Consider the following 21,006-nt stretch of genomic DNA (forward strand, 5'->3'; position numbering starts at 1 on the left):
CATTTTAGTTTCTTAAGAAAAGGTAACCCTGTATGCAACGTTACATTGTTCTTGTTTTCATGCTTTTCTTGGTGGTTGGAGTCAGTGCTTGCCAACCTCAATCCGAAGCGAATCCGCAAGCAGTTGAGCCAAGTGGTTATGCTTTTCATGGGGTGAGCGTTGTTGAGTTAACCCGCACGGATGGTTCGATTCGCAGCAATCAAACGGTTCTAGTTGAGGGGGACCGTATTACGGCGGTGGGTGATACAGCTAGTTTGTCCGTTCCTGAAAATTACCAACACATTGATGGTACAGGGAAGTATATACTTGCCGGCTTAGCGGAAATGCATGGGCACGTTCCGCCAGCGAGTGGCTTCGGACAATATCCTGACCGTTACCTCGATGATGTATTGTTTATGTATGTCGCCAACGGTGTGACAACCGTGCGCGGTATGCTCGGTTACCCGCATCAACTGCAATTAAAACAAGATATCGCCGACGGTAAGCGTATTGGCCCAACGCTTTATTTAGCGGGCCCAAGCTTCAATGGCAATAGCATTGAATCGCCAGAGCAGGCAACGCAGCGCGTCATTGATCAACGTGACGAAGGCTGGGATTTACTCAAAGTTCACCCGGGGTTAACACTGGCTGAATACCAAGCGATGGCGAAAACGGCGCGCGATGCGAAGATGGATTTCGGTGGCCATGTGCCGACTGATGTTGGTTTAGAAGAAGCCTTAAAGGCTGGTCAACGCACAATTGACCACCTTGACGGTTACCTTGAAGCCATTGATGCAACCAATCGAGCGGCGTCAAAATATGAGCTTGAGTATTTGGTTGCACTTTCCTTGCGCCATAACGTTGCAGTGGTGCCAACTCAAGCACTATGGGCAACCATTATCGGCGCTGCGGACAAAGAAGCCTTACGTGCTTATCCTGAGATTAACTATGTGCCACAACAAGTTCGTGATGGCTGGTTTGGTTATCTCACTGAGCCGACGCTTGGCTACTTCAATGAAGACAACGCCATGGTGCAGCAGCAAAATCGTCAACGCCTAATCAAAGCCCTGTATGACGGTGGTGTAACCATGATTTTTGGCACCGATGCACCCCAATTATTTAGTGTTCCGGGCTTTTCGGCCATGCATGAAATTCGCATGTTGCGTGACGCTGGCATTCCTACGGCAGGCATTCTGCATAGTGCAACGGTTGCTGCCGGTGAATATTTTGCCAACAAAGACAAATTCGGTGCTATTGCTGAGGGCCAGCGTGCCGATTTTATCTTGCTTAACGAGAACCCACTGATCACGCCGGAAACTCTTGCTGAGCATGCTGGAGTAATGGTGGCGGGGCAATGGCTAGATCGAGAGACCATCGATGCGCGTTTAGCCGACATTGCAAAAGCTTACGCCGAATTAACCGAGACTGAGCAGTAAACCAAGAATAACCGCATAACGTGCGGCTTTACCGATGGCGGTAAGCATAAAAAACACGCCAAAGTGAAGCCGCATAATGCCCGCAAACAAAGTGATAGGGTCACCCACCACGGGCAACCAAGCTAGTAGCAGGCTCCACTTCCCGTATTGCCCAAACCACTGTTGACCTTTCTCTAACTGCTTCGGTGATACCGGAAACCAACGTTGATGCTGCCAGTGCAACGCATAGCGCCCAAGCCCATAGTTCACACATGAACCCAATGTATTCCCAAGTGTTGCCACCAACCACAACCACCCAACGGCATAACCTTGCGTTTGCAGTGTCACCAGCAAAACTTCTGATGAGCCGGGTAACAGCGTGGCTGATAACAATGCGGCTATAAAAAGTGTGACGTACATGATGAATTCTCAGGTTTTATGCCATACATTTTGTATGGGCATGATTAGTTATTATCTTGCTCTGCAGCAGGTTATCGTTCGTAACGAGCTAAAATAACACCTATACTTATTTTGACTAAGGTACATACTACCCATGAGGTGAACGATGTTCGAAAGTTGGTTCTCACAGGCAGATGCGGTGTTGCTCGCCCGGTTTCAATTCGCATTCACCATTGCCTTTCATATTATCTTCCCTGCCTTCACCATTGGTTTAGCCAGTTATCTGGCGGTACTCGAAGGCTTATTTCTAAAAACTCGTAACCCAGTGTACCAAAAGCTTTATCGTTACTGGCTGAAAATCTTTGCTGTCGCGTTCGGCATGGGCGTGGTTTCAGGCATCGTCATGAGTTACCAATTTGGCACCAACTGGTCGGTGTTTTCCGATAAAGCCGGTCCCGTCATCGGTCCATTGATGGGCTACGAGGTTCTGACCGCTTTCTTCCTAGAAGCCGGTTTCTTGGGCGTCATGTTGTTCGGTATGAACAAAGTTGGTGAGCGCTTACACTACTTTGCAACTTTAATGGTGGCGGTAGGAACCGCTATCAGTGCGTTCTGGATTTTATCCGTGAATAGCTGGATGCAAACGCCTGCCGGCTTCACCATGAATGAACAAGGTCAATACGTTGTAACGAGCTGGCTTGAAGCGATATTTAATCCGTCGTTTCCGTATCGACTCGCGCACATGTTATTAGCTGCTTACTTGACCACTGCGTTTGTGGTGGGCGCTGTCGGCGCTTGGCATTTGTTGAAAGACAAGAGCTCACAAGCGGCGCGTAAAATGTTCTCGATGGCAATGTGGATGGCGTTAATTGTCGCACCACTGCAAGTATTCGTTGGCGACTTGCACGGATTGAACACCCAAGAGCATCAACCGGCCAAAGTCGCTGCCATGGAAGGGCACTTCAAATCGGAAGCCCGAGCACCACTGTATTTATTTGGCTGGCCAAACGAAGAAACCGCAGAAGTGGATTACGCGATTAAGATCCCCGGTCTCGCCAGCTTGATATTGAAGCACGACATTGATGCCACGGTGACTGGTTTAGACGCTTTTCCACGCGACGAATGGCCTCCAGTTCCAATTGTATTTTGGTCGTTTCGAATCATGGTTGGCATTGGCGTGCTGATGGTGCTTATTGGCTTATGGTCAGGATATTTGCGTTTGCGCAAACAACTCTATGAATCGCGCCCGATTCATCGTGCCGCAGTTCTCATGGGACCACTTGGTTTCGTCGCGGTTATCGCTGGCTGGGTTGTTACCGAAGTCGGTCGTCAACCGTGGGTCATTCAAGGCTTGTTGCGCACCAATGATGCGGTATCCCCGATTGACGCGGTAGGTGTTGGCGCCAGCTTAGTGGCCTTTATTGTGGTGTACTTCTTAGTGTTTGGCGCAGGTACCGTTTACATTTTACGGAAAATGGCGGGCAGTCCTGAACACACTCACATCCCTGATTACGCGCGCGTGCCGATGGCCGCTGAACGTCTCTATCACGAGGAGGACTAAGCCATGGATTATGCACTCATTTGGGCAGCTCTTATTGCCATTGCTGTGTTCGCGTATGTCGCACTCGATGGCTTCGATTTAGGCATGGGGATTTTATTCCCCTGGGTGCCTGAAGAAAAATATCGTGACCGTATGGTGAACAGCGTTGCTCCTGTATGGGATGGCAATGAAACCTGGTTAGTACTTGGCGGTGGCGGCTTACTTGCCGTTTTCCCCTTAGCCTACTCGGTATTAATGCCCGCGCTCTACATGCCCGTGATTGCGATGTTATTGGGGCTGATTTTCCGCGGCGTAGCATTTGAGTTCCGCTTTAAGAGTAAAGCCAACAAACATTGGTGGGACCGCGCCTTCATGCTCGGCTCTATGGTGGCGGCGTTAAGCCAAGGCATCATGCTTGGTGCCATGTTGCAAGGCATTAAAGTAACCGACCGCGCCTATGCGGGCGGCTGGTTTGACTGGCTCAGCCCGTTCACTATCTTTGCCGGTATTGCCGTTTGTGTGGGATACGCCTTGTTGGGCGCAACTTGGTTGGTAATGAAAACCGACGGCCCGCTGCAAGCGCGAGCCTATAACTATGGACGTAACAGCGCCATCTTGTTAATTCTCGCCATTGCTGCCGTCAGTATTTATCTGGTGTCATCATTTGAAAATGTGGCAGACCGCTGGCTCACTTGGCCGGGTTCAGCAGCGCTGTGGGTGGTACCATTTGCCTTGGCTGTGATTGGCGGCGGATTACTCAACTCACTCACTAAGCAACAAGAAGGCCGCCCCTATTTATGGGCGCTTGGCGTATTTCTAATTGCTTTTATTGGGTTTGCCGTAAGTATTTTTCCTTATTTAATTCCATTTCAAATCACGCTCTGGGAAGCTGCAGCGCCGGACAATAGCTTGGCGTTCTTGTTAGTTGGCGCGGTCATTTTGTTGCCGATTATCTTCGCCTATACCGGCTACACGTACTGGGTATTTCGCGGCAAAGTGAAAGAGGATAGTGGCTATCATGACTAAACCAACTTGGCAGCGCTGGCTATGGTTTGTTGGTATATGGGCCGCCGGAGTGATTACCATCACCCTGGTCGGCCTGATTATTCGAGCGGTGTTACTTTAGTTTGCTTGGTTTGAGTACAGCTTCACCCACTCGGTGAGTAAGCGAACGCCGTAACCGTTACCGCCAGCTGGGTGAATACCGCTCGCGCCAGCATTGTAAGCATTACCTGCCATGTCGATGTGAATCCATGGGGTGTCTTTTGCAAAATGCTGCAAAAACACGGCTCCAGCTTGCGCACCCGGTGAGCCGACGTTTTTAATATCCGCCAAGGTGCTGCTAATAATACCCGGATATGGACCTAACGGTAGTTGCCACACCAACTCGTCGGTTGCTTCACCCGCTTGCTTCATTGTTGCAAGCAAATCGTCGTGCTCAGTGAAAACAGCTGAGTAAGCTGTGCCCAAGGCACCTACTTTTGAACCGGTTAGCGTTGCAATGTCAGCAATGGCGCGTGGTTTGAATTTGTCGCGAGCGTACCAGATGCCATCAGCAAGAATCAGACGACCTTCTGCATCAGTGTTCGCCACTTCAACTTTGGTGCCATCGCCAGCAGTGACCACATCACCTGGCAACAACGCTGAGCCTGAAATTAAGTTATGCGACAACGGTACAACGGCAACAACATTCACTGGCGCTTTTTGGCCAGCTAATGCCATTACTGCGCCCAACACCGCACCGCCACCCGCTTTGTCTGTCTGCATGCGCAGAATAGAGCTTGATGACGTTTTAAGATTATACCCACCAGTATCAAACGTATTGCCTTTACCAACCAATGCTATCGGCTGATCGTTGCTACCTTCCCAGTGCGCCGCCAGTAAATAAGCCTTGTGTTCACTGCCTTTACTTACGCCGTATAGCGCACCCATGCCGGCTTTGCGCACTTGCTCAGGGTTCAACACGGTCACTTTAATGCCAAGCGGCTTCAGTGCCTTCGAAGCCATTTCTGCAATGGCCTGGGGATAGCCGTCACCACCAGGTAAATTAATAATGTCGCGCGATAAGAAAACACCCTTAGCAATGGCTTGGAATTCAGCATAATGTTGCTGTGCCTCTGAATCGTCGGCCACTTGCCAGTGATAGGCAACTGTTTCGCGATCTTTTGCATCGCTCTTGTAGCGATCAAAACGGTAATTCTTTAAATCCATACCATGCGCAATGGCAGCAACAGCCGCAGCGTCATTGATAAGGCTAGCGTTTAAAACCACGGCGCTATCACTTGGTAATGAGCTCAAGAGTTTTGCGCCGACTTGTTCAGCTTTCACACGATTAAACGCCTCAGCCGCGCCAACACCCACAACAACTAAACGTTCTGCAGTTAAACCTGTAGGCGCCAATACTTCAACCATTTGACCATGTTTTCCCGCGAACTCTTTCGCGTTTAACGCTGTGGTTACCATGGTTTGCGTTGCACTTGACCACGACTCTAGCGCCACGGTCTGATCTTCGGCGGCAAATACAACCATCACCTTGCTATCATTGTTCGCCGCTTCGCTGAACTTATGTTCTATTAAAAACTGCGAAGCAAACGCCTGTACTGACAACATCAAGGCTGCAAGTATCGCAACAACTTTCATTGCTTTCATCATTCTTCCTCGTTAAGAAATATATCGTTATGTAGTTTATCCTAACCGTTTCGGTTCACTAGTCTATTCGGGCAAGTTGCCTAAACTCTGCGATGAGGTTAGATTGGCAAGCAACAAATAGAACAAAAATTAGGACACCATCATGACGTTATCTTTCAAACCTATAGCCAGTTTCGTGTGCGGTGCATTGCTCTTTTCAACCGCGCCAGCGTTCGGTCAATCTGCCGATGAAATTCGCGCAATCGCCGAAGAGGCGTTAAGCGCATTTAACATTCCTGGGCTTGCCGTGGTTGCGGTGAAAGATAACGAGGTGGTGTTAGCTGAAGGGTTCGGGATACGTGATATTGGTAAAGGCGAACCGGTAACTGCCGACACCCTATTTGGCGTTGCCTCACATACCAAAGCGTTTACGGCAGCGGCGCTTGCCACACTCGTTGAGCAAAAGAAACTTCGTTGGGACGATAAAGTCATTCAGTATATTCCGGAATTTCGCCTGTCAGACCCTACGATTACCGCCGAGCTGGCCATTCGTGACTTGTTGAGCCATCGTTCAGGCTTAGGCCTTGGCGCAGGCGATTTGATGATTTGGCCAAATACCGACAAATCCACCGCCGACATTCTGGCTGGGCTTGCGCACGTACCATTTGCTTCTGGGCTGCGTGAGCGGTTCGCCTACAACAACTTAATGTTTGTTACCGCCGGTGAAGTGATCGCACGCGCAAGTGGCATGTCATATAACGATTATGTGCGAGAAACGCTACTTGAACCGTTGGGCATGACTGACACCGTACTTGGTTATTCGAATATACCGTCAGACGTTTCTAATGTCGCCGTCGGCACCATTGAAATGAATGACGACTTACACCGCTTCCCGCTGGATTATCTGGAAGATTTTGCAGCAGCAGGCGCTATGGCAAGCAACGCCAATGACTTCGCAAAATGGCTTCTAGCGCAGGTCGCTCAAGGTTCTAATTCTTCAGGTTCATCAGTATTCAGTGCGGATTCGCAACGTGCCATGTGGCAGGTTGTGACGCCACTGTCGGTAAGCGCTAGCGCTGCAGAGAACGGCACCCATTACCGTGGCTACGGCCTTGGTTGGTTCGTGAAAAACGAGCATGGCGTGAAGCACGTTTACCATAGCGGTGGCATTTTAGGCATGCTCTCGCTCACTACTATCATTCCAGAGCGCAATTTCGCCATTACCGTGATGAGCAACCAACAAGCCTTCGGTGCGTTAACAGCTATCACTCAAGAAGCGCTGGAAGATTTATTAGAACTGCCAGATCGTGATTGGGTGGCGGAAGAAAGTGAAAAATACCGAGAGTTTATGGATTCGAAAGCCGAATTTAAAATGCCAACACCTGATGTTGTGCGCGAAGCGTTGCCGTTGACGCGTTACGTGGGCAGCTACGTTGATGCTTGGTACGGTGCGGTAGATATTGGCATGGCAGACAAGAAGTTACGCATTAACTTTACCCACACGCCAATGCTCAAAGGAACGCTAGAGCACTACAACGGCGATACTTTTGTGGTGCGCTGGGACGAACCATTGTTAGAAGCCGATGCCTATATAGATTTCGAAGTGAATCGCTCGAACGAGGTCACCGGTGCCAAAATGGAAGCCGTTGCGCCATTTACCGATTTCAGCTTCGATTTTCATAATTTAGAGTTAAAACGCCAACCTTAGTTGGCGTTATTCCGGCTGGACAGCAACGCCGACGGTCACTATAATGCCGGCTCATTTCGATTCCTTAGTGAATCACCTGTATGCACTCAGCAAATACAAGCCGCCCGTAGCTCAGCTGGATAGAGCGCACCCCTCCGGAGGGTGAGGTCAGAGGTTCGAATCCTCTCGGGCGGGCCATTGATAAACTCTCATTTAGGAAATATTTAAATGAGGTTTCTCTAGTTCTAAAGTTCTACCGCCAAATAACGATTCCTTGAAACAAATTCACGAAATGCTTTCTCTACACGAATGCGATTACAACTAATGTTGACACATCCTTTCGCTAGGGGATTCATGATCGTTTAACTACCGATAATGCCAATTATCGGCAGTAACGATTGCTAATCGATAGTTTCAATTCTAAATCTATGCGCCGTGTTTAATTGAAAACGTCCCTAATGACTTGACCAAACCGATAAGTGACAATCCTGTTTTTTTCTTGACAGCTACGATATGCCTTTATCAAGTTTTTAAAATGAAAAGTGTCTGCAAACCTAAGGCCGTATCAATTTTAGTTTAAAAGAAATTCTACGAGTGAGCTGTATTATTTTACGGGGTAGTTACAGGGTATTTACAAAAGGCTTACATCACTCCAACCCTAGCAATAGTTTTGCTTCTTGGGTGGCTGAATCTGCGTCACCAAACAATCCAGCAGGATCTGGTGTTACTCGCACCTCATAATACACCTCTTCTTCAAAGTCATACTTCTGAACATATTTATGAAGTACATATGCTCCTTCTTTTGACTGGTGTATTTCAACACTTTCTTTGCCATCTTCTGTTGAGATACGTTTAATTTTTGTCATAACTCTTCACTCACTAATTATTTTCATCAATTATTGACTTAGGCTCAATAACTTTATTACTAGAGGCATCTCTAAAAGCATGGGTTTGCACTTGAGAACCGTCTTTTGCGGTATGTGCAGAAGAACTAACTTTCTGTACATTTACGGCATCAACGCCATGTTGTTCAGCGATACGATTTGCCTGCTTAGCAGGTTGACTGATTACGGTGCCTCCTCCCTCAGCAAGCTCTGTTAACTGGGATTCAGACGCTAATTGTTTTTCTAGTTTGACACCTTGAACAGCAGATTCAGCTCCACTGGCAACCTTAGCACCTTTATAGGCTTTATAGGCTGAATGAGCAAGCTTTCCGACTCCTCCAGTAGCGGCTGTTATAAGTCCGCCCACAGCAAGAGACTTGGCTGCTGCACCAGCACCTTCATTCTGATAAGTTTGATAAGTATCATAAGCGGTGATCGCAGCTCCAACAGCAGCGATTGCTAGGAAAACAAATTCCCCATCAGGGTCAGTGTATTTATATGGATTATTATTGGCATAAGCATAGCGGTTAAAACCATGTGCAATGCTGTTACCACGCTGTATATGCCCTAAAGCATCAACCGGATCATTACTGTAGAACCGACCTATGACTGGATCATAGTATCGTGCCTGCATATACGTCAGCGCAAGGTCATCGTCTTCCAAATGACCTGTGTAGCCGAGACCATCCGCCTGCTGTGGCGCATCGTTATGGCGCGCTACTAGTTGCGAGCCTAAATGGTAATACTCAATGTAATTGCCATTCCTGTAGGTCGCCAGTAACGTCCCTTGTTGGTTATACAGGCTGTAGGTCTTAATTCCACCCGAGGTTTTCGACACGCGTCGACCATGACCATCATATTGATAGGTGATACCATCAGAGCTGATTAAACGGTTAGCCCGATTATAGTTAAAACTACGCGTTCCATTTGAAGTCACACTGCCACGGCTGTCATAGCTAAAGGTTCGCGAAACTGCACCTGACACACTAGCCAATCGATTCGAGCTATTGTAGTGGTAATTGATATTCTCGTTCCCCACCGTCTTACTGATGATGTTGCCAAGCGCATCATAACTAAAATAACCTCTACCCCATGCACCATCGGCACTTGTCAATCTATCAAGACGGTCGTAGCCGAGCGTCAGAGTGTTGACAGGCATTAGAATGTCTGTGACTGCCAGTAAATTGCTATTCAGATCGTAGTGGTAAGTATGCTCAAAAAGTGCCGTACTATTGCTGATCGACCGCAGGTCAGGACGAAACTTTGCGTCCAAGCTCTGGTTAAACAACAACCCGTTTCCGTATTCAAACTCGAGTAATTGACCCGTTACAGTCTCGAAATGAGCCGTGTCGATAAAACAATAAATAATCGACAAATAAACTTGTCGTGTCGATCGAATCGACATACACTTAGGTTAATTTGATAATGTGTCGAAATTACATGGATATTTAAACATGACGTGGCAAGCTAACCAACCTTACAACGATTTGCCGAGGTTACCTCCCAAATTAGAACTCATCGAAACGCGCGATGTATTGAAAGCATGCATCTCTGCGCGCGCTGCGCTTGCCGAGTTGAAACAAGCTGGTGCGCTACTCCCTAATCAAAGTATGCTGATCAATTTGCTTCCTCTTTTAGAAGCAAAAGACAGTTCGAAAATTGAAAATATCGTCACCACAACGGATCAGCTATTTCGATATGCACAACAAGACAGCGGTGCTGATCATGCAACCAAAGAAGCGCTTCGTTATCGCACCGCACTCTATCAAGGTTTCTTACAGTTAGAACGCAAACCTCTATGTACGACAACAGCCATTGAAGTATGTAGTACATTGAAGAACACTGCGATGGAATTACGGAAGCTAGCTGGCACCATTATTGGTAATCAAACAACAAATGAAGTGATTTATACACCACCGGTGGGCGAACAGATTATTCGCGATTTACTCAGTAACTGGGAACAGTTTCTGCACGATACCGATACTATCGATCCGCTGATAAAAATGGCGGTGAGCCACTATCAATTTGAAGCAATTCATCCATTTTATGATGGCAACGGGCGTACTGGCAGAATTTTAAATGTTCTTTATTTGATTGAGCAGAAGCTCCTAACACTGCCGATTTTATACCTCAGCCGGTACATTGTTGCGCACAAGCAAGATTACTATCGATTACTGAATCAAGTAACTCAGAAACAAAACTGGGAAGACTGGCTGGTATTCATGTTGCGTGGTGTTGAGCAAACGTCGCTTTGGACTTGTGAGAAGATCGCCGCTATTCGAGCGTTAATGGAGCAGACTACAAACAGGATTCGCGAGCAATTACCGAAAATATACAGCTATGAGCTTGTTCAAGTGATTTTTGAGCAGCCTTATTGTCGCATTAGTAATTTAGTGGAACGCGATATCGCCAAGCGTCAAACCGCTTCTGTTTACCTTAAACAGCTCGTTGAAATTGGCATATTAGAAGAGACAACTTCAGGTAAAGAAAAGCTATTTGTGAATCCTCGCCTGATGAAACTCATGACATCAGCTTAATCCCTAGCGGTAGTTGAACGATTTCTTAGATGGCATTTTTTCTACCTCTAAACTGAGATTTTAATCATGCCTGAAAAATGCTCTATCACGATAGCAGAGGTCACGGGCTCGATTCCTGTGGGAGAGAATCATATTGCTTTACCCTTTCTAATACCTTTGTAAAATATACAATCTCGAATCTGAGATTGATCATCAAGAGGTACTAAAGTAATGACATCTACTTTACCTGAGAAATCTGATTGCTCTTCTATCTCTATCTGATAGTAAAAATTTAAACCCGTACGTTTATTCCAAAGATTCACATAGGGCATCGAGATGATCTGCCATTCGCCGGACAGTTCACCGCCAAAAGTATAAGCAACATTAAAATTGCCATCCGCTTTTAATATTAGTGATTTCATCGATTCACAATTATCGCTTGAGTATTCACCAATAATTTCCCTCTCGGGCTTTTCACCAACCCCATCATCAAAAAGGTATACACCTATGTTATCACCACGGTACCAGTGATTTCCCGACTCAACGAATGTAATATCCGTGTTTGAATACCCTAAGCTTGCAAGAATCGGCATAATCTGATTATAGTTCTGTTCAACGGTCGCTTTCGAACCGGTTATGATTGTAGATTCATGGATGTTACTAGGCGGTTTTAACGACACTCGATTTACCTTAAAGCCCTTCTCTTCTAATGCGTTTTTCACCTTTTCAAAGTTGCTTTCTTCAAGCTCATAATCGTTTAAGTAGACTATTGGTACAGCGCAGCCAGCGATAAAAAACAATGCTGACAAACCTGCCAATAAAATTAACTTATGACGCATTGCCAAGGGCTCCTTAAATTCCTTTTTTATTTTCCTGAAATAATATGGCTCACGTTTATAAAGCGTTACCCCGCAACCATTAATGGTGCGGAATGCTTTATTAGCGTTTAAGTTCCATACGGATGTTTAGCTTGAGAACCAAAACACCGCTTAATCCCCTGCTCAATATAGCTTTAACGATTTACCACCGAACCCGTGACTGCCCTCCGGAGGCAGAGGCCAGAGGTTCGAATCGTTGTCTATTTAAATTGTAACTCACGACTGTCTGTGTAAGTTACATACCAGTCAAACTCGGCGAACTGAGAACTGTTATCTGGAGTAATTGACCAAACCTCTTCAAAGCTTTCTTCGTCAGGTTCTACAACGAGATTTTGCTGCCCAACGGATAGCAAGAGCTGTCCGTCTTTGTGAACTTCTACACTTGTTACACTTTCCCCCATAAGCATATAAATTTGGGATAAAAACCTACCTCGCTGCAAGAAAAAGTTATCCTCTTTTTCTGATTGATCATCGACCCATGCAGCACCTGAAACAGTTAACCAAATTTCTTTTTTTGGAATTGATTCTGTCAAGAAGCATAGGCGCAACTCGATACTTGAAACAATCAACCTATCCAACTGACACTTAAGAAGATGATCATTTGCCCTTTTATTGGCTAGAGCTAGCAGTGCTATATCCATAATTTTAATTCTCTAATTCAATGTGACTTCGCGTCGTTGCTCAGTTTTTGGAATATTACCAAAATTTGAGCCGTTCGCTGGATTAACTGCTTGTGATGATCCCTCTCGTGAAGTCACCACTCTTGGGGATGGTTTGGCCCCCCAATCCATTACCCGCACATCCATTTTCATTTCAGGCACATTGTGTATCGTTCCCGATTCAGTTCCAGCTTTATTTGTCACAGTCGTACCGCTCATACCTGCCTCTTCAAGGGAGTTTCTTACTCCACTTGTTGAGTTGTGGACGACTGCTCCATCTGCTGTAGCTATAAAATCTGCCCCTTTTCTGGAGGCCGAAATTGCCATACTTGCACCGCCGGGAACCACGGGTAGAGCCAGTGCAGCTCCATCAGCTATTACGCCGAGTGCATCTAATCCAGCAGCAGCCCAATTTCCATTAGCCAGATTGCTTCCAAGTGATGTTAAGCCAACACTAAGACTTGCGGCATCCCAAATAGATTCTAAATACTCACCCTTTGGGTCGGTATACTTGTAAGGGTTATTATTAACATACAAGTAGCGATTGAACGACATTACTGGGTTGGAAGCTGTCCAACCAACTGGATCATTCGAATAAAACCGCCCGATAACAGGATCATAGTATCGTGCCTGCATATACGTCAGCTCAAGGTCATCGTCTTCCAAATGACCTGTGTAGCCGAGACCATCCGACTGCTGTGGCGCATCGTTATAGCGCGCTACTAGTTGCGAGCCTAAATGGTAATACTCAATGTAATTGCCATTCCTGTAGGTCGCCAGTAACGTCCCTTGTTGGTTATACAGACTATAGGTCTTAATTCCACCCGAGGTTTTCGACACGCGTCGACCATGACCATCATATTGATAGGTTATACCACCAGAGCTGATTAAACGGTTAGCCCGGTTTTAAATAAAATTAAAGACGCGCCTTCTTCATTGGCCAAAGGAGCATTGTTAGAGACAATTCCGATATCTGCTAGACGATGGTACTTTTTCGGCTGATGCCGGGGAAAACGATATTCGGGCTATATATGACCAAGAAAATGCAGAAATAAAGTTCTTCTGCCGTTACAAACGGGATATTAACTTTTACGATAAGAAACTGATGGCTTTTGCCACCAAGCATTGCATTGATACGAAACCTTGCACCGTCACTGTAATCCCCCCGAAAAATCGGAGCAGTTATAAGTAGAAAATCCAACTCCACTTCAATGACGTCGGTTATAACCCAGCGCGGTCCGTGATGCCTGTGGTAGCGCCTGTATGGATAATTTGTAGCCTTCCAGCTAAATTTAAAGTTATGGTGCGCTCTGAACTAATAAACTGGGTCTCTCAACAATCATGAAAACCACTTATCGTTACGCAATTTTATTTGGATTACCCGGTCTTGTGGTGGCGTTTATTGCGGCGATGGCGACTGTCGCATTGCTTGCTGGTATTTTCTGGCTCTTTATTTATGGCGACAATCCTTGGCCGGATTGGTCAGATTATTTCCTTGGTAGTGTTGCACTCATTGTTTTTCTGAGCGTCTGGTTACTCACCATTTATGCTGGATTTCAACACGGCTGTAAACAAAATACCCGTTCTTCTTCTTTCAAGACTCAATTAATCTATTCTATTACTGCCACTGGCATTATGGCTCTTTCGGTCACTCTGTTTTTAATACGCGGCGAACTTCGCCCCAAAACGCTTAGCGAACAATGTGCGAAGATTTGCTTAGATAAAGGTTATTACGGAAGCTCGACGCCCCCTAATAGCTCAGGAAAGAAGACATGCAGTTGTTTCGATGAAACAATCAACGATTACATTGAAATTGGCGAATTGACGAATTGACGAGTTGACGGATGGAAAGTATTCAATCCCATACAGTTCGCAAATTAATTAGCCTGCAAAGTTTTACAAGGCGGAGTTCTAATCGGTAATTCTGCAACCCAATAATTTTATTGGGTTGCAGAATCATAACTTAAACCGCTATAACTTAAACCGAGCATAAAGAGGATTATGGTCGGACACCGTATTAGTATCAATCGCGGACGCCTCTTGAAGCGACAGGTCGCGGTAGAAGATGAAATCCAAAGGGTGTTGGCGGTAAGTTTTAATATGATGTGGGTCCACCATAATCGCCCGCCGAAGACCAATGCTTCGACAGAATTGCAGTAAGCGCAAGCGGCGCTGGCGGCTCCACACGTTAAAGTCACCAGCCACAATAAGCGGCCCTTTGTGACCTAGAATCTCTTCTTTAATTAGCTCTATTTCTTGCGAAAACTGATGTGCGCGAACGAAGTTGATTGCGTGCACATTGACGACTAACAATGAACCACCTTCTGCCAGCGAGTGATACGACAACATATAACTTTTATGTGTGGCGAACATACCTTCGCGCCTCCTGCTCAGTCGAGCTTGGGCTTCGGTAAAAGCATACTGACTTGCAGTAAGTACGCCATAGCTAGAGCGTCGCGTCTGCATATTCGGAGCAACAGCATACGACCAATGTGGGAGTAGCCAATTCTCTTTCGCACTCAACTTCGCCTCTTGCAGCAATAAAAATAGGCATGGGTAGTCGGCTAGAACGCTTGCTAAAGCGCGCTGAAACTGCGGTGTCTCGGTAAGTTTCTGAGTGTTCCAACACAGCACACCGAACTCTTCACCGTGAACAATAGGATGTTCATGGATAAATTGCTGAGGAATCACAACCTTGGGTTTAAGCACACATCCGCCTTTTGAAAATCCGCACTCTTATTACACTGCTTTCGCCATCAAATCAGACACTATTTGAGTATATCAGGTTCAACTTCTGCCGGATGCGTCATTTATATTAGATAGCTTTTAACGACAACCAATGTTAAAGATATTTGACATTGGCAGCTTTGTATATAAACTAAGCATGTTAATTATTTTTTACTTTAGGATTGAAACATGGCTTTCAAGGAAAAATCAGCTTGGTTATTGTTGTTGGCAACCTTAAGCGTCGGGCTTTACATGACGTACGTTGTCGTGCAAACCTACGTGGAGCAACATCAGGTTCCGGCGGTACTACCTGTATTTATTCAACTCACAATCACCTTAATTGTTCTAAGTGTGATTGGGCAAATAGTTCTAGCTATCACCAACCGTAAACAGGCTGAACAAAAAACTGACGAGAGAGAAAAGCTATTTATCCGTCGTGGTCAAGCTGCGGCAGGCGGTGTATTAGCCGTTGGTGTTGTCACTTCGTTACTACATTTTTTGTTCTTGAACGATGGCAACCTACTCTTCTATAGCTGTCTTCTCAGTTTAGTTGTGGCACAAGTCACCGAATACGCTGTCCAGATTGCTAGCTTCCGCCGAGGTTATTAGTCATGTTGCCAATCGCAAACTGCGTACGAGAATTACGAGCAGAAAATGGCGATATGACGCAAGGCGAATTAGGCGATCTCGTTGGTGTAACACGCCAAACGATAGCGGCAATTGAACAACGCCGCTACTCACCGTCCCTTGAAACTGCTTTTCGTATTGCCAAAGTTTTCAACAAAAGTCTTATTGAAGTGTTCTGGTTTGACGAAACCTAATTTGGCTTATGCGACGATCATGAAGTTCGCCATGATTATCAACCTGCGGAATCACCTCAAAAGCGTTAACGATATCGATAAACCGACTTTAAATTGACAGGTATGTTTTTACGGTTTATTTTTTAACTTTTATATAACATATTACGTGAATCTTAATTAGGTGTTCATCCATAAAGTAATGACACTAAATATCTGGGAGTTCCTGCAATGCGATTTCTCTTACCTATAGCTTTCCTGACCTTGCTGTCATTGCTAAACGCGAAACCGGTCAATGCCAATGACAAACAACGACCAGATCTAGGCGCAGAAGTCATCCTTCTTATAGCATCGACAGTGGGTCTCTCGCGCGATGAGTTGAACCGATCTTTTAGCGTCATATCCGATTTTCAGTCGCGTAAATTTGCTCTCTCGGAACTTGAGTCTCTCTCAGATGAAGAGGTACTTGCCAAAGTTAATTTGAAAGCAGAGCCCTATGCGAATATAGAAACCGAACACCTGATGTTAATTGCGAAGCGATATGAAATCGAAACCGAATTGTTAGCAGCTCGAGCTGACGTTGATGCGGAGAAATTCCGTCAGTTTTACCGAACGTTTGATAGCACACTGACACTTGCATTGCGCTTGAATCGCTACGTTTCGGCGAAGCAAAACTCAGTATCAAAAACTAACTATTCAAATCATGCTTCAGGCAGCTACTTTGCTGACGTTGATTTCGACGGCCCGATTATTGACTGCTGGCTATCTTGTGATGCTGTTAAAGATCAAGTTTGGGAAGATTTGTCAGTTCAGCTAACTTTAGTTGGTGATATACAAGATTCGGCAAAACAAAAAGGCTCTTATCCAGAGGGAACAGTTGCCCGCATTGTTGATCATGAGTCTGGAAACTTCATTGAGGTCAGAAAGCAGCCTTATTCTCTTCCGTGGGTTCCGGTTAACGGTGGTTAGAACTGTTGCGAAAAACCTGTTGTTCAGCAATAGTTCGCAAAATATGGTGAAACTGTAGCTTGTCCGGCCTAAAACGCTTCATTGCGATAATGCGCAGGCGTATTCGCCTGCGCTCCAACCTTACATTTTCGACGAGTTACCAACGCCCTCAATGCGCAAGCTGCCAGAACCACTCTCAATGATATTTAGGTCGCCAACTTGGCGCACATTGATGCCACCAGAGCCATCGTCAATAGTCACCTTGCCATCCACTTGTTCAATATCAATTGAACCTGAGCCATCTTCAATCGTTAAATCGCCACGAAGATAACGTACCGTGATCGAGCCTGAACCGTCGTCAATATCGACATTGCCGCCGTTTTCAATCGTGATGCTACCCGAGCCATCTTCGATGTTGAGATCACCCATCACATCGCGCAATACAATTGAGCCTGATCCGTCATTCAAATCAATACTCAGATCGGCCGGTACGCGCACTGTCAAATTGATATATGGGTTGTTACCGCGATATGAATTTCGGTCAAAATCCGCAATTAAAACTGCGTCACTGCCCGTTTTCTGAAGTGACAATCGAATGTCTTCAGCATCGCGATAATAAACTTCTGCAACCACATCAATTCGAGTACGACCCGCTTCACCGATAATTTCTAAACTTCCGGCGCCTGTATCAGCTTTCACCTCATCAATGTCAGTAAGCTCTAACGACAGACTTCTTGTTTCATGCTGAAGCTCACTGTTTCTCCATGAGTCACCATCACCTGGTACATTCGCGTAGACCACGCAGCCTGATAACAGGCTTACTGACGTCAGTGCTAATGCTATTGCTTTCATTTTGATTTCCTTATGCGAATTAACGTTTTCTACCATAATCGATTCATTATGATGAACTAACCTCTAAAGTAAAAATTTCTTCAACAGGCACATTAAAAAAATTCGCTAATTTCAAAGCAATTACTACAGATGGCGTGAACCGACGTGTTTCAATGGTACTGATAGTTTTGCGCGATACCCCGATAGCATCAGCCAGCTCTTGTTGCGACATGCTGTGCTTTGCTCGAAATGTTGGCAAATTATTCAGAACCTGATCATCCATTGTCATCGTCTCCTTGATCTCGCATTTCCCACAACACTGACAATGACCACACTAAAGTTCCGACGACGATGAGCGTTAAACTATAGGTGCTCACGGTTACGTAACTTCCAATATGCGCTGCTTCTAGATTCTCGCCAATCAACACACCAGGAATCAATACAATGATTAACCCAACAAACGCTCGAGCATTGGCTTTACGACTTGTTTCACGCGTGAATTCGTCATAATAAATGCCAAACATTTCCCGCCAGCCACCAGCGAGTTTATGACTACCTGTACTCATTCGTGTCACAACACCAACAAATAGTAGTGCCACTAGAACCATCAAAATACTTGGCCACTCACCAACATCTTTTCCTGCAAGCTCCAGCCATTTCGATATCAACATAATAGTGAAGTAAACACCGCTTATAAGCGAGATATAAGCGCCATATTTGAGCGATTTCGCCTGAGCTTCTGCTGTCCATTTTGACATAAAGTAATCCTCTTTGAGGCATCACAATGATACCCTTAGGTTTCATAATATAACCTAAAGGTATCACCTTGCAACCCTAGAGTATCATTTTAACCAAAATGGGGCCTATACGCGGCACTCATCACAGATGTCAGCGGTTGGCATGTGGGCAAAGCTTTTCTCAAGTAGATGCCTTAACGGTTCATCGCAGTAATGCTTCCGTGTTACGTGAGGATGCGAGCGTAAACGCCCTTTCAGCACGTTATTGCCAACATCAGTCAGTAGCGGGTTACTCGGATCAACCGATGGACCTAAGGCACGCGATTTCAGTTCTGGCGGCAATGAGAGTACCGGTACTGTCGCGGATAATTGTGCAGCCATAAAGAAAGCAATGGAATAACGTTCGCTACCTTGAGTAGGGCTTTCAACTTTGTGATTGGTTGCCTTTAAAAAGCCGTTCGAAGCAAGCTCCAATAACTCACCAATATTCACGACTAAAGCGCCCGGAATTGGTGCGACATCAACCCACTCATTGCCACGCTCAACCTTGAGTCCGCTCTGTGAATCTTGCATGACCAATGTCAGGTAGCCCGGATCTTTATGCGCACCAACGCCTTGTTGGGGCGACTGCTGCGCTGGATAACGAATTAGTTTTGCATGAGTGTATGGCTGCGCACCAATGGTATGGTCAAGTGCGTGACCGTCAACACCCAATGATTCACAGAGCTTCTGCAATAACTCAACCGTGATATCACTTAGCTTAGTTTGCAGCTTAGTTAATGTCGGCTTGAGTTTAGGCATCGCGCTTGGCCATAGATTAGGTCCGATTAGTTTTTGCCAGGGGTATCGCACTTGTTCGGCTGAAAGGGCAAGCTCTTCATTCATCCAGTCGAATTGCTCGCGTGCATCAAACCGACCGGCTGTCATTTCATTTCCCATAGCGTTATAACCGCGAAAATGCGGCGAATGAATCATGTCAACCGACTGCTTTTCTTTAGTGGAGAGTTGGAAAAATGCCTTACTTAACGCCAAATAGCCTTGTTGCGCATCGTGACTTAAACCGTGATCAACAAGGTAGAAAAAACCGACCTCACTGGCAGCTTGGAGCAAATGCGCCAAGCCTTCATCAGAATCAAGCGATGTTAAAGAGATAATCGGTAATGTTGCAGCGTTCATGAGCGCCTCCCATAAAGGTATTGGCGCTCAATATATGTTGTTGCGTTTAATTTATGAACGAACGAATCTTTCTAAGTTAGATTGTTTCGCTATAGCCACCTTTTTTCAAACGTCTGCTAATCTCTCGATTGATTTAATGCCTGAATAGCAAAGCTACCTAACCAGTGCCCGCCTTCATAGCTATCGCCAATTAAATTTGGATACGAATAAGCAACGTGTTTGTCGGCCACGTCACGTAAATGCGCGTATTGTGGGTAGGCATTCGCTAGCGCATATAAATTCCACGCTCGGCTGAAGTTTAGGCCATCAAGGTGAACGAGTTTACCGTCACCACGGTCGCTAACTTTACCTACCTCAAGCTGATAATTTTTATCGGCGAGCTGCGGCATAAAATCAGATAACCAAGGCAAGAACTCGTTCTTCGATAAAACGCGTTGCATCAGGCCAATTTCTTCTAAACATGGCGAAATGAAATCATACCCACTTGGTTCCCAACTAATTGGGCAGTTTTTATCAGTAAGAAAATAGGCTTTTGCTCGCATCTCAATAAGTTGCTGAAGCTCTGCCAATTCATGGTTTACCGCGTAGTCATAGGCGAAACTCAATCCAAACGCGGTGTTGGTATGTTCACCCACACGCACTGGATAAAGTAACTGCGGTAGAAATTCCATATAACGTTGCACAATCACATCAACAAGCGGTTGCAGGTTAGCATAGAGTTCCGCAGCCATTGGGTCGTCCCAAGCTTCGAGTTCATCGGCCAACTTAAGTAGCCAAGCCCAGCCATACGTGCGTTCAAAGGCTTTATTGATGTCTTTGCTGAAAAATTCCGCTTCGCGCAGGCCATTCTCTTTGGTGATATTGCGCTTTAATACTTCGCGAGCTTGCTCTGCATGCGCCATGTCTGGAAACTGCCGAAGCAAAGTTACCAACGACCAATAACCGTGCGCAGCGCTGTGCCAATCAAAGCAACCATAAAATATTGGGTGATGTTGTGAAGGTTCTTTTAGATCTTCCGCGCTACCGAGCACAATCCCAGTTTTGTAAGGATAAGGCGTTTCAACACAGTGCAGTGGCAACGTGATTAACTTGTCCGCCTCAGTGAGTGTTAATTCATGCGAACTCTCGGTGCTGGCTTGAGCTTGTCCAAGCAACCCAAAAGAGAGAAAAACTGCAACGCTCGTTAATTTTTTCATTGTTCTGCC

23 protein-coding genes and 1 tRNA gene are annotated in these 21,006 nt (G+C 45.8%); 11 read left to right on the plus strand and 13 right to left on the minus strand.

The features are described from left to right. Window positions 1–32: 32 nt before the first annotated feature. On the plus strand, window positions 33–1,415 hold the full coding sequence (locus CWI76_RS07445) for an amidohydrolase family protein (protein WP_241967983.1): 1,383 nt from the start codon (window positions 33–35) through the stop codon (window positions 1,413–1,415). Here CWI76_RS07445 and CWI76_RS07450 read toward each other — a convergent pair. Next, window positions 1,395–1,814 carry a YqaA family protein gene (locus tag CWI76_RS07450; protein ID WP_338068859.1) on the minus strand — a complete coding sequence of 140 codons (420 nt, stop codon included), beginning with the start codon at window positions 1,812–1,814 and terminating at the stop codon, window positions 1,395–1,397. The two genes, CWI76_RS07445 and CWI76_RS07450, sit on opposite strands and share 21 nt — an antisense overlap. A 145-nt stretch (window positions 1,815–1,959) precedes the next feature. Here CWI76_RS07450 and CWI76_RS07455 point away from each other — a divergent pair, with 145 nt between their 5' ends. From CWI76_RS07455 to CWI76_RS07465, 3 genes are read left to right on the plus strand one after another with little or no spacing between them, the layout of a single operon-like run. Next, window positions 1,960–3,354: a cytochrome ubiquinol oxidase subunit I gene (locus CWI76_RS07455; RefSeq protein WP_126759710.1), complete on the plus strand. Its 1,395-nt coding sequence runs from the start codon at window positions 1,960–1,962 to the stop codon at window positions 3,352–3,354. Between the two features lie 3 nt (window positions 3,355–3,357). After that, window positions 3,358–4,359: a cytochrome d ubiquinol oxidase subunit II gene (cydB, locus tag CWI76_RS07460; protein WP_126759711.1), complete on the plus strand. Its 1,002-nt coding sequence runs from the start codon at window positions 3,358–3,360 to the stop codon at window positions 4,357–4,359. Then, window positions 4,352–4,459, plus strand: a complete 108-nt coding sequence (locus tag CWI76_RS07465) for a DUF2474 family protein (protein WP_126759712.1) — start codon at window positions 4,352–4,354, stop codon at window positions 4,457–4,459. The genes cydB and CWI76_RS07465 overlap by 8 nt, the downstream gene beginning before the upstream one ends. On the opposite strand, the gene CWI76_RS07470 is transcribed toward CWI76_RS07465, so the two are convergent. After that, window positions 4,456–5,985 carry a leucyl aminopeptidase family protein gene (locus CWI76_RS07470; RefSeq protein WP_241967984.1) on the minus strand — a complete coding sequence of 510 codons (1,530 nt, stop codon included), beginning with the start codon at window positions 5,983–5,985 and terminating at the stop codon, window positions 4,456–4,458. The genes CWI76_RS07465 and CWI76_RS07470 overlap by 4 nt on opposite strands. Window positions 5,986–6,124: 139 nt before the next feature. Here CWI76_RS07470 and CWI76_RS07475 point away from each other — a divergent pair, with 139 nt between their 5' ends. Further along, a complete protein-coding gene (locus CWI76_RS07475) occupies window positions 6,125–7,669 on the plus strand; it encodes a serine hydrolase (RefSeq protein WP_126759713.1) in 1,545 nt (514 codons plus the stop codon). A 100-nt stretch (window positions 7,670–7,769) separates the two neighbouring features. Continuing rightward, window positions 7,770–7,846 (plus strand) — tRNA-Arg (locus CWI76_RS07480). A gap of 449 nt (window positions 7,847–8,295) precedes the next feature. Here the strand turns inward: CWI76_RS07480 and CWI76_RS07485 are convergent. Both CWI76_RS07485 and CWI76_RS11700 read right to left on the minus strand, forming a co-directional pair. Beyond that, window positions 8,296–8,514 (minus strand): hypothetical protein, encoded by a 219-nt coding sequence (locus tag CWI76_RS07485; protein WP_126759714.1) that lies wholly within the window; start codon window positions 8,512–8,514, stop codon window positions 8,296–8,298. Between the two features lie 13 nt (window positions 8,515–8,527). Continuing rightward, window positions 8,528–9,907 carry an RHS repeat domain-containing protein gene (locus CWI76_RS11700; protein ID WP_157980817.1) on the minus strand — a complete coding sequence of 460 codons (1,380 nt, stop codon included), beginning with the start codon at window positions 9,905–9,907 and terminating at the stop codon, window positions 8,528–8,530. Between the two features lie 79 nt (window positions 9,908–9,986). Here CWI76_RS11700 and fic point away from each other — a divergent pair, with 79 nt between their 5' ends. Continuing rightward, on the plus strand, window positions 9,987–11,069 hold the full coding sequence (fic, locus tag CWI76_RS07495; RefSeq protein ID WP_126759716.1) for a protein adenylyltransferase Fic: 1,083 nt from the start codon (window positions 9,987–9,989) through the stop codon (window positions 11,067–11,069). Between the two features lie 128 nt (window positions 11,070–11,197). On the opposite strand, the gene CWI76_RS07500 is transcribed toward fic, so the two are convergent. The 3 genes from CWI76_RS07500 to CWI76_RS07510 all read right to left on the minus strand — a co-directional run bounded on the left by CWI76_RS07500 (window position 11,198) and on the right by CWI76_RS07510 (window position 13,425). Next, complete coding sequence (locus CWI76_RS07500; RefSeq protein ID WP_126759717.1) at window positions 11,198–11,887, minus strand: hypothetical protein; 690 nt, start codon at window positions 11,885–11,887, stop codon at window positions 11,198–11,200. A gap of 239 nt (window positions 11,888–12,126) precedes the next feature. Next, window positions 12,127–12,567, minus strand: coding sequence for a hypothetical protein (locus CWI76_RS07505; RefSeq protein ID WP_126759718.1), 441 nt, complete (start codon window positions 12,565–12,567; stop codon window positions 12,127–12,129). 12 nt (window positions 12,568–12,579) lie between these two features. Then, window positions 12,580–13,425 (minus strand): RHS repeat-associated core domain-containing protein, encoded by an 846-nt coding sequence (locus tag CWI76_RS07510; protein WP_241967985.1) that lies wholly within the window; start codon window positions 13,423–13,425, stop codon window positions 12,580–12,582. Window positions 13,426–13,926: 501 nt separating this feature from the next. Here CWI76_RS07510 and CWI76_RS07515 point away from each other — a divergent pair. Continuing rightward, the gene (locus CWI76_RS07515; RefSeq protein ID WP_126759719.1) at window positions 13,927–14,418 is read left to right on the plus strand and encodes a hypothetical protein; all 492 of its coding nucleotides are present in this window, start codon (window positions 13,927–13,929) and stop codon (window positions 14,416–14,418) included. A 138-nt stretch (window positions 14,419–14,556) separates the two neighbouring features. Here the strand turns inward: CWI76_RS07515 and CWI76_RS07520 are convergent, their stop codons facing one another. After that, the gene (locus CWI76_RS07520; protein WP_126759720.1) at window positions 14,557–15,294 is read right to left on the minus strand and encodes an endonuclease/exonuclease/phosphatase family protein; all 738 of its coding nucleotides are present in this window, start codon (window positions 15,292–15,294) and stop codon (window positions 14,557–14,559) included. Between the two features lie 207 nt (window positions 15,295–15,501). Here CWI76_RS07520 and CWI76_RS07525 point away from each other — a divergent pair, with 207 nt between their 5' ends. The 3 genes from CWI76_RS07525 (at window position 15,502) to CWI76_RS07535 (ending at window position 17,078) form a co-directional block, all read left to right on the plus strand. Next, entirely contained in the window at window positions 15,502–15,921 is a 420-nt protein-coding gene (locus tag CWI76_RS07525; RefSeq protein WP_126759721.1) for a hypothetical protein, read from the plus strand. A gap of 2 nt (window positions 15,922–15,923) precedes the next feature. Next, window positions 15,924–16,133, plus strand: coding sequence for a helix-turn-helix transcriptional regulator (locus tag CWI76_RS07530; RefSeq protein ID WP_126759722.1), 210 nt, complete (start codon window positions 15,924–15,926; stop codon window positions 16,131–16,133). 207 nt (window positions 16,134–16,340) lie between these two features. Continuing rightward, entirely contained in the window at window positions 16,341–17,078 is a 738-nt protein-coding gene (locus CWI76_RS07535; RefSeq protein WP_126759723.1) for a hypothetical protein, read from the plus strand. Between the two features lie 120 nt (window positions 17,079–17,198). Here CWI76_RS07535 and CWI76_RS07540 read toward each other — a convergent pair whose 3' ends face one another. The 5 genes from CWI76_RS07540 to CWI76_RS07560 form a co-directional block, all read right to left on the minus strand. Continuing rightward, entirely contained in the window at window positions 17,199–17,909 is a 711-nt protein-coding gene (locus CWI76_RS07540; RefSeq protein WP_126759724.1) for a DUF4097 family beta strand repeat-containing protein, read from the minus strand. Between the two features lie 46 nt (window positions 17,910–17,955). After that, on the minus strand, window positions 17,956–18,171 hold the full coding sequence (locus CWI76_RS07545; protein WP_126759725.1) for a helix-turn-helix transcriptional regulator: 216 nt from the start codon (window positions 18,169–18,171) through the stop codon (window positions 17,956–17,958). Further along, the gene (locus CWI76_RS07550; protein WP_126759726.1) at window positions 18,164–18,646 is read right to left on the minus strand and encodes a hypothetical protein; all 483 of its coding nucleotides are present in this window, start codon (window positions 18,644–18,646) and stop codon (window positions 18,164–18,166) included. Before CWI76_RS07550 ends, CWI76_RS07545 begins: the two co-directional genes overlap by 8 nt. A gap of 105 nt (window positions 18,647–18,751) precedes the next feature. After that, window positions 18,752–19,801, minus strand: a complete 1,050-nt coding sequence (locus CWI76_RS07555; RefSeq protein WP_126759727.1) for an isopenicillin N synthase family dioxygenase — start codon at window positions 19,799–19,801, stop codon at window positions 18,752–18,754. 116 nt (window positions 19,802–19,917) lie between these two features. Beyond that, complete coding sequence (locus CWI76_RS07560) at window positions 19,918–20,997, minus strand: DUF2891 domain-containing protein (protein ID WP_126759728.1); 1,080 nt, start codon at window positions 20,995–20,997, stop codon at window positions 19,918–19,920. Between the last annotated feature and the right edge of the window lie 9 nt (window positions 20,998–21,006).

The organism is Pseudidiomarina marina (assembly GCF_003987045.1).
GTDB classification, from domain to species: Bacteria; Pseudomonadota; Gammaproteobacteria; order Enterobacterales; family Alteromonadaceae; genus Pseudidiomarina; species Pseudidiomarina marina.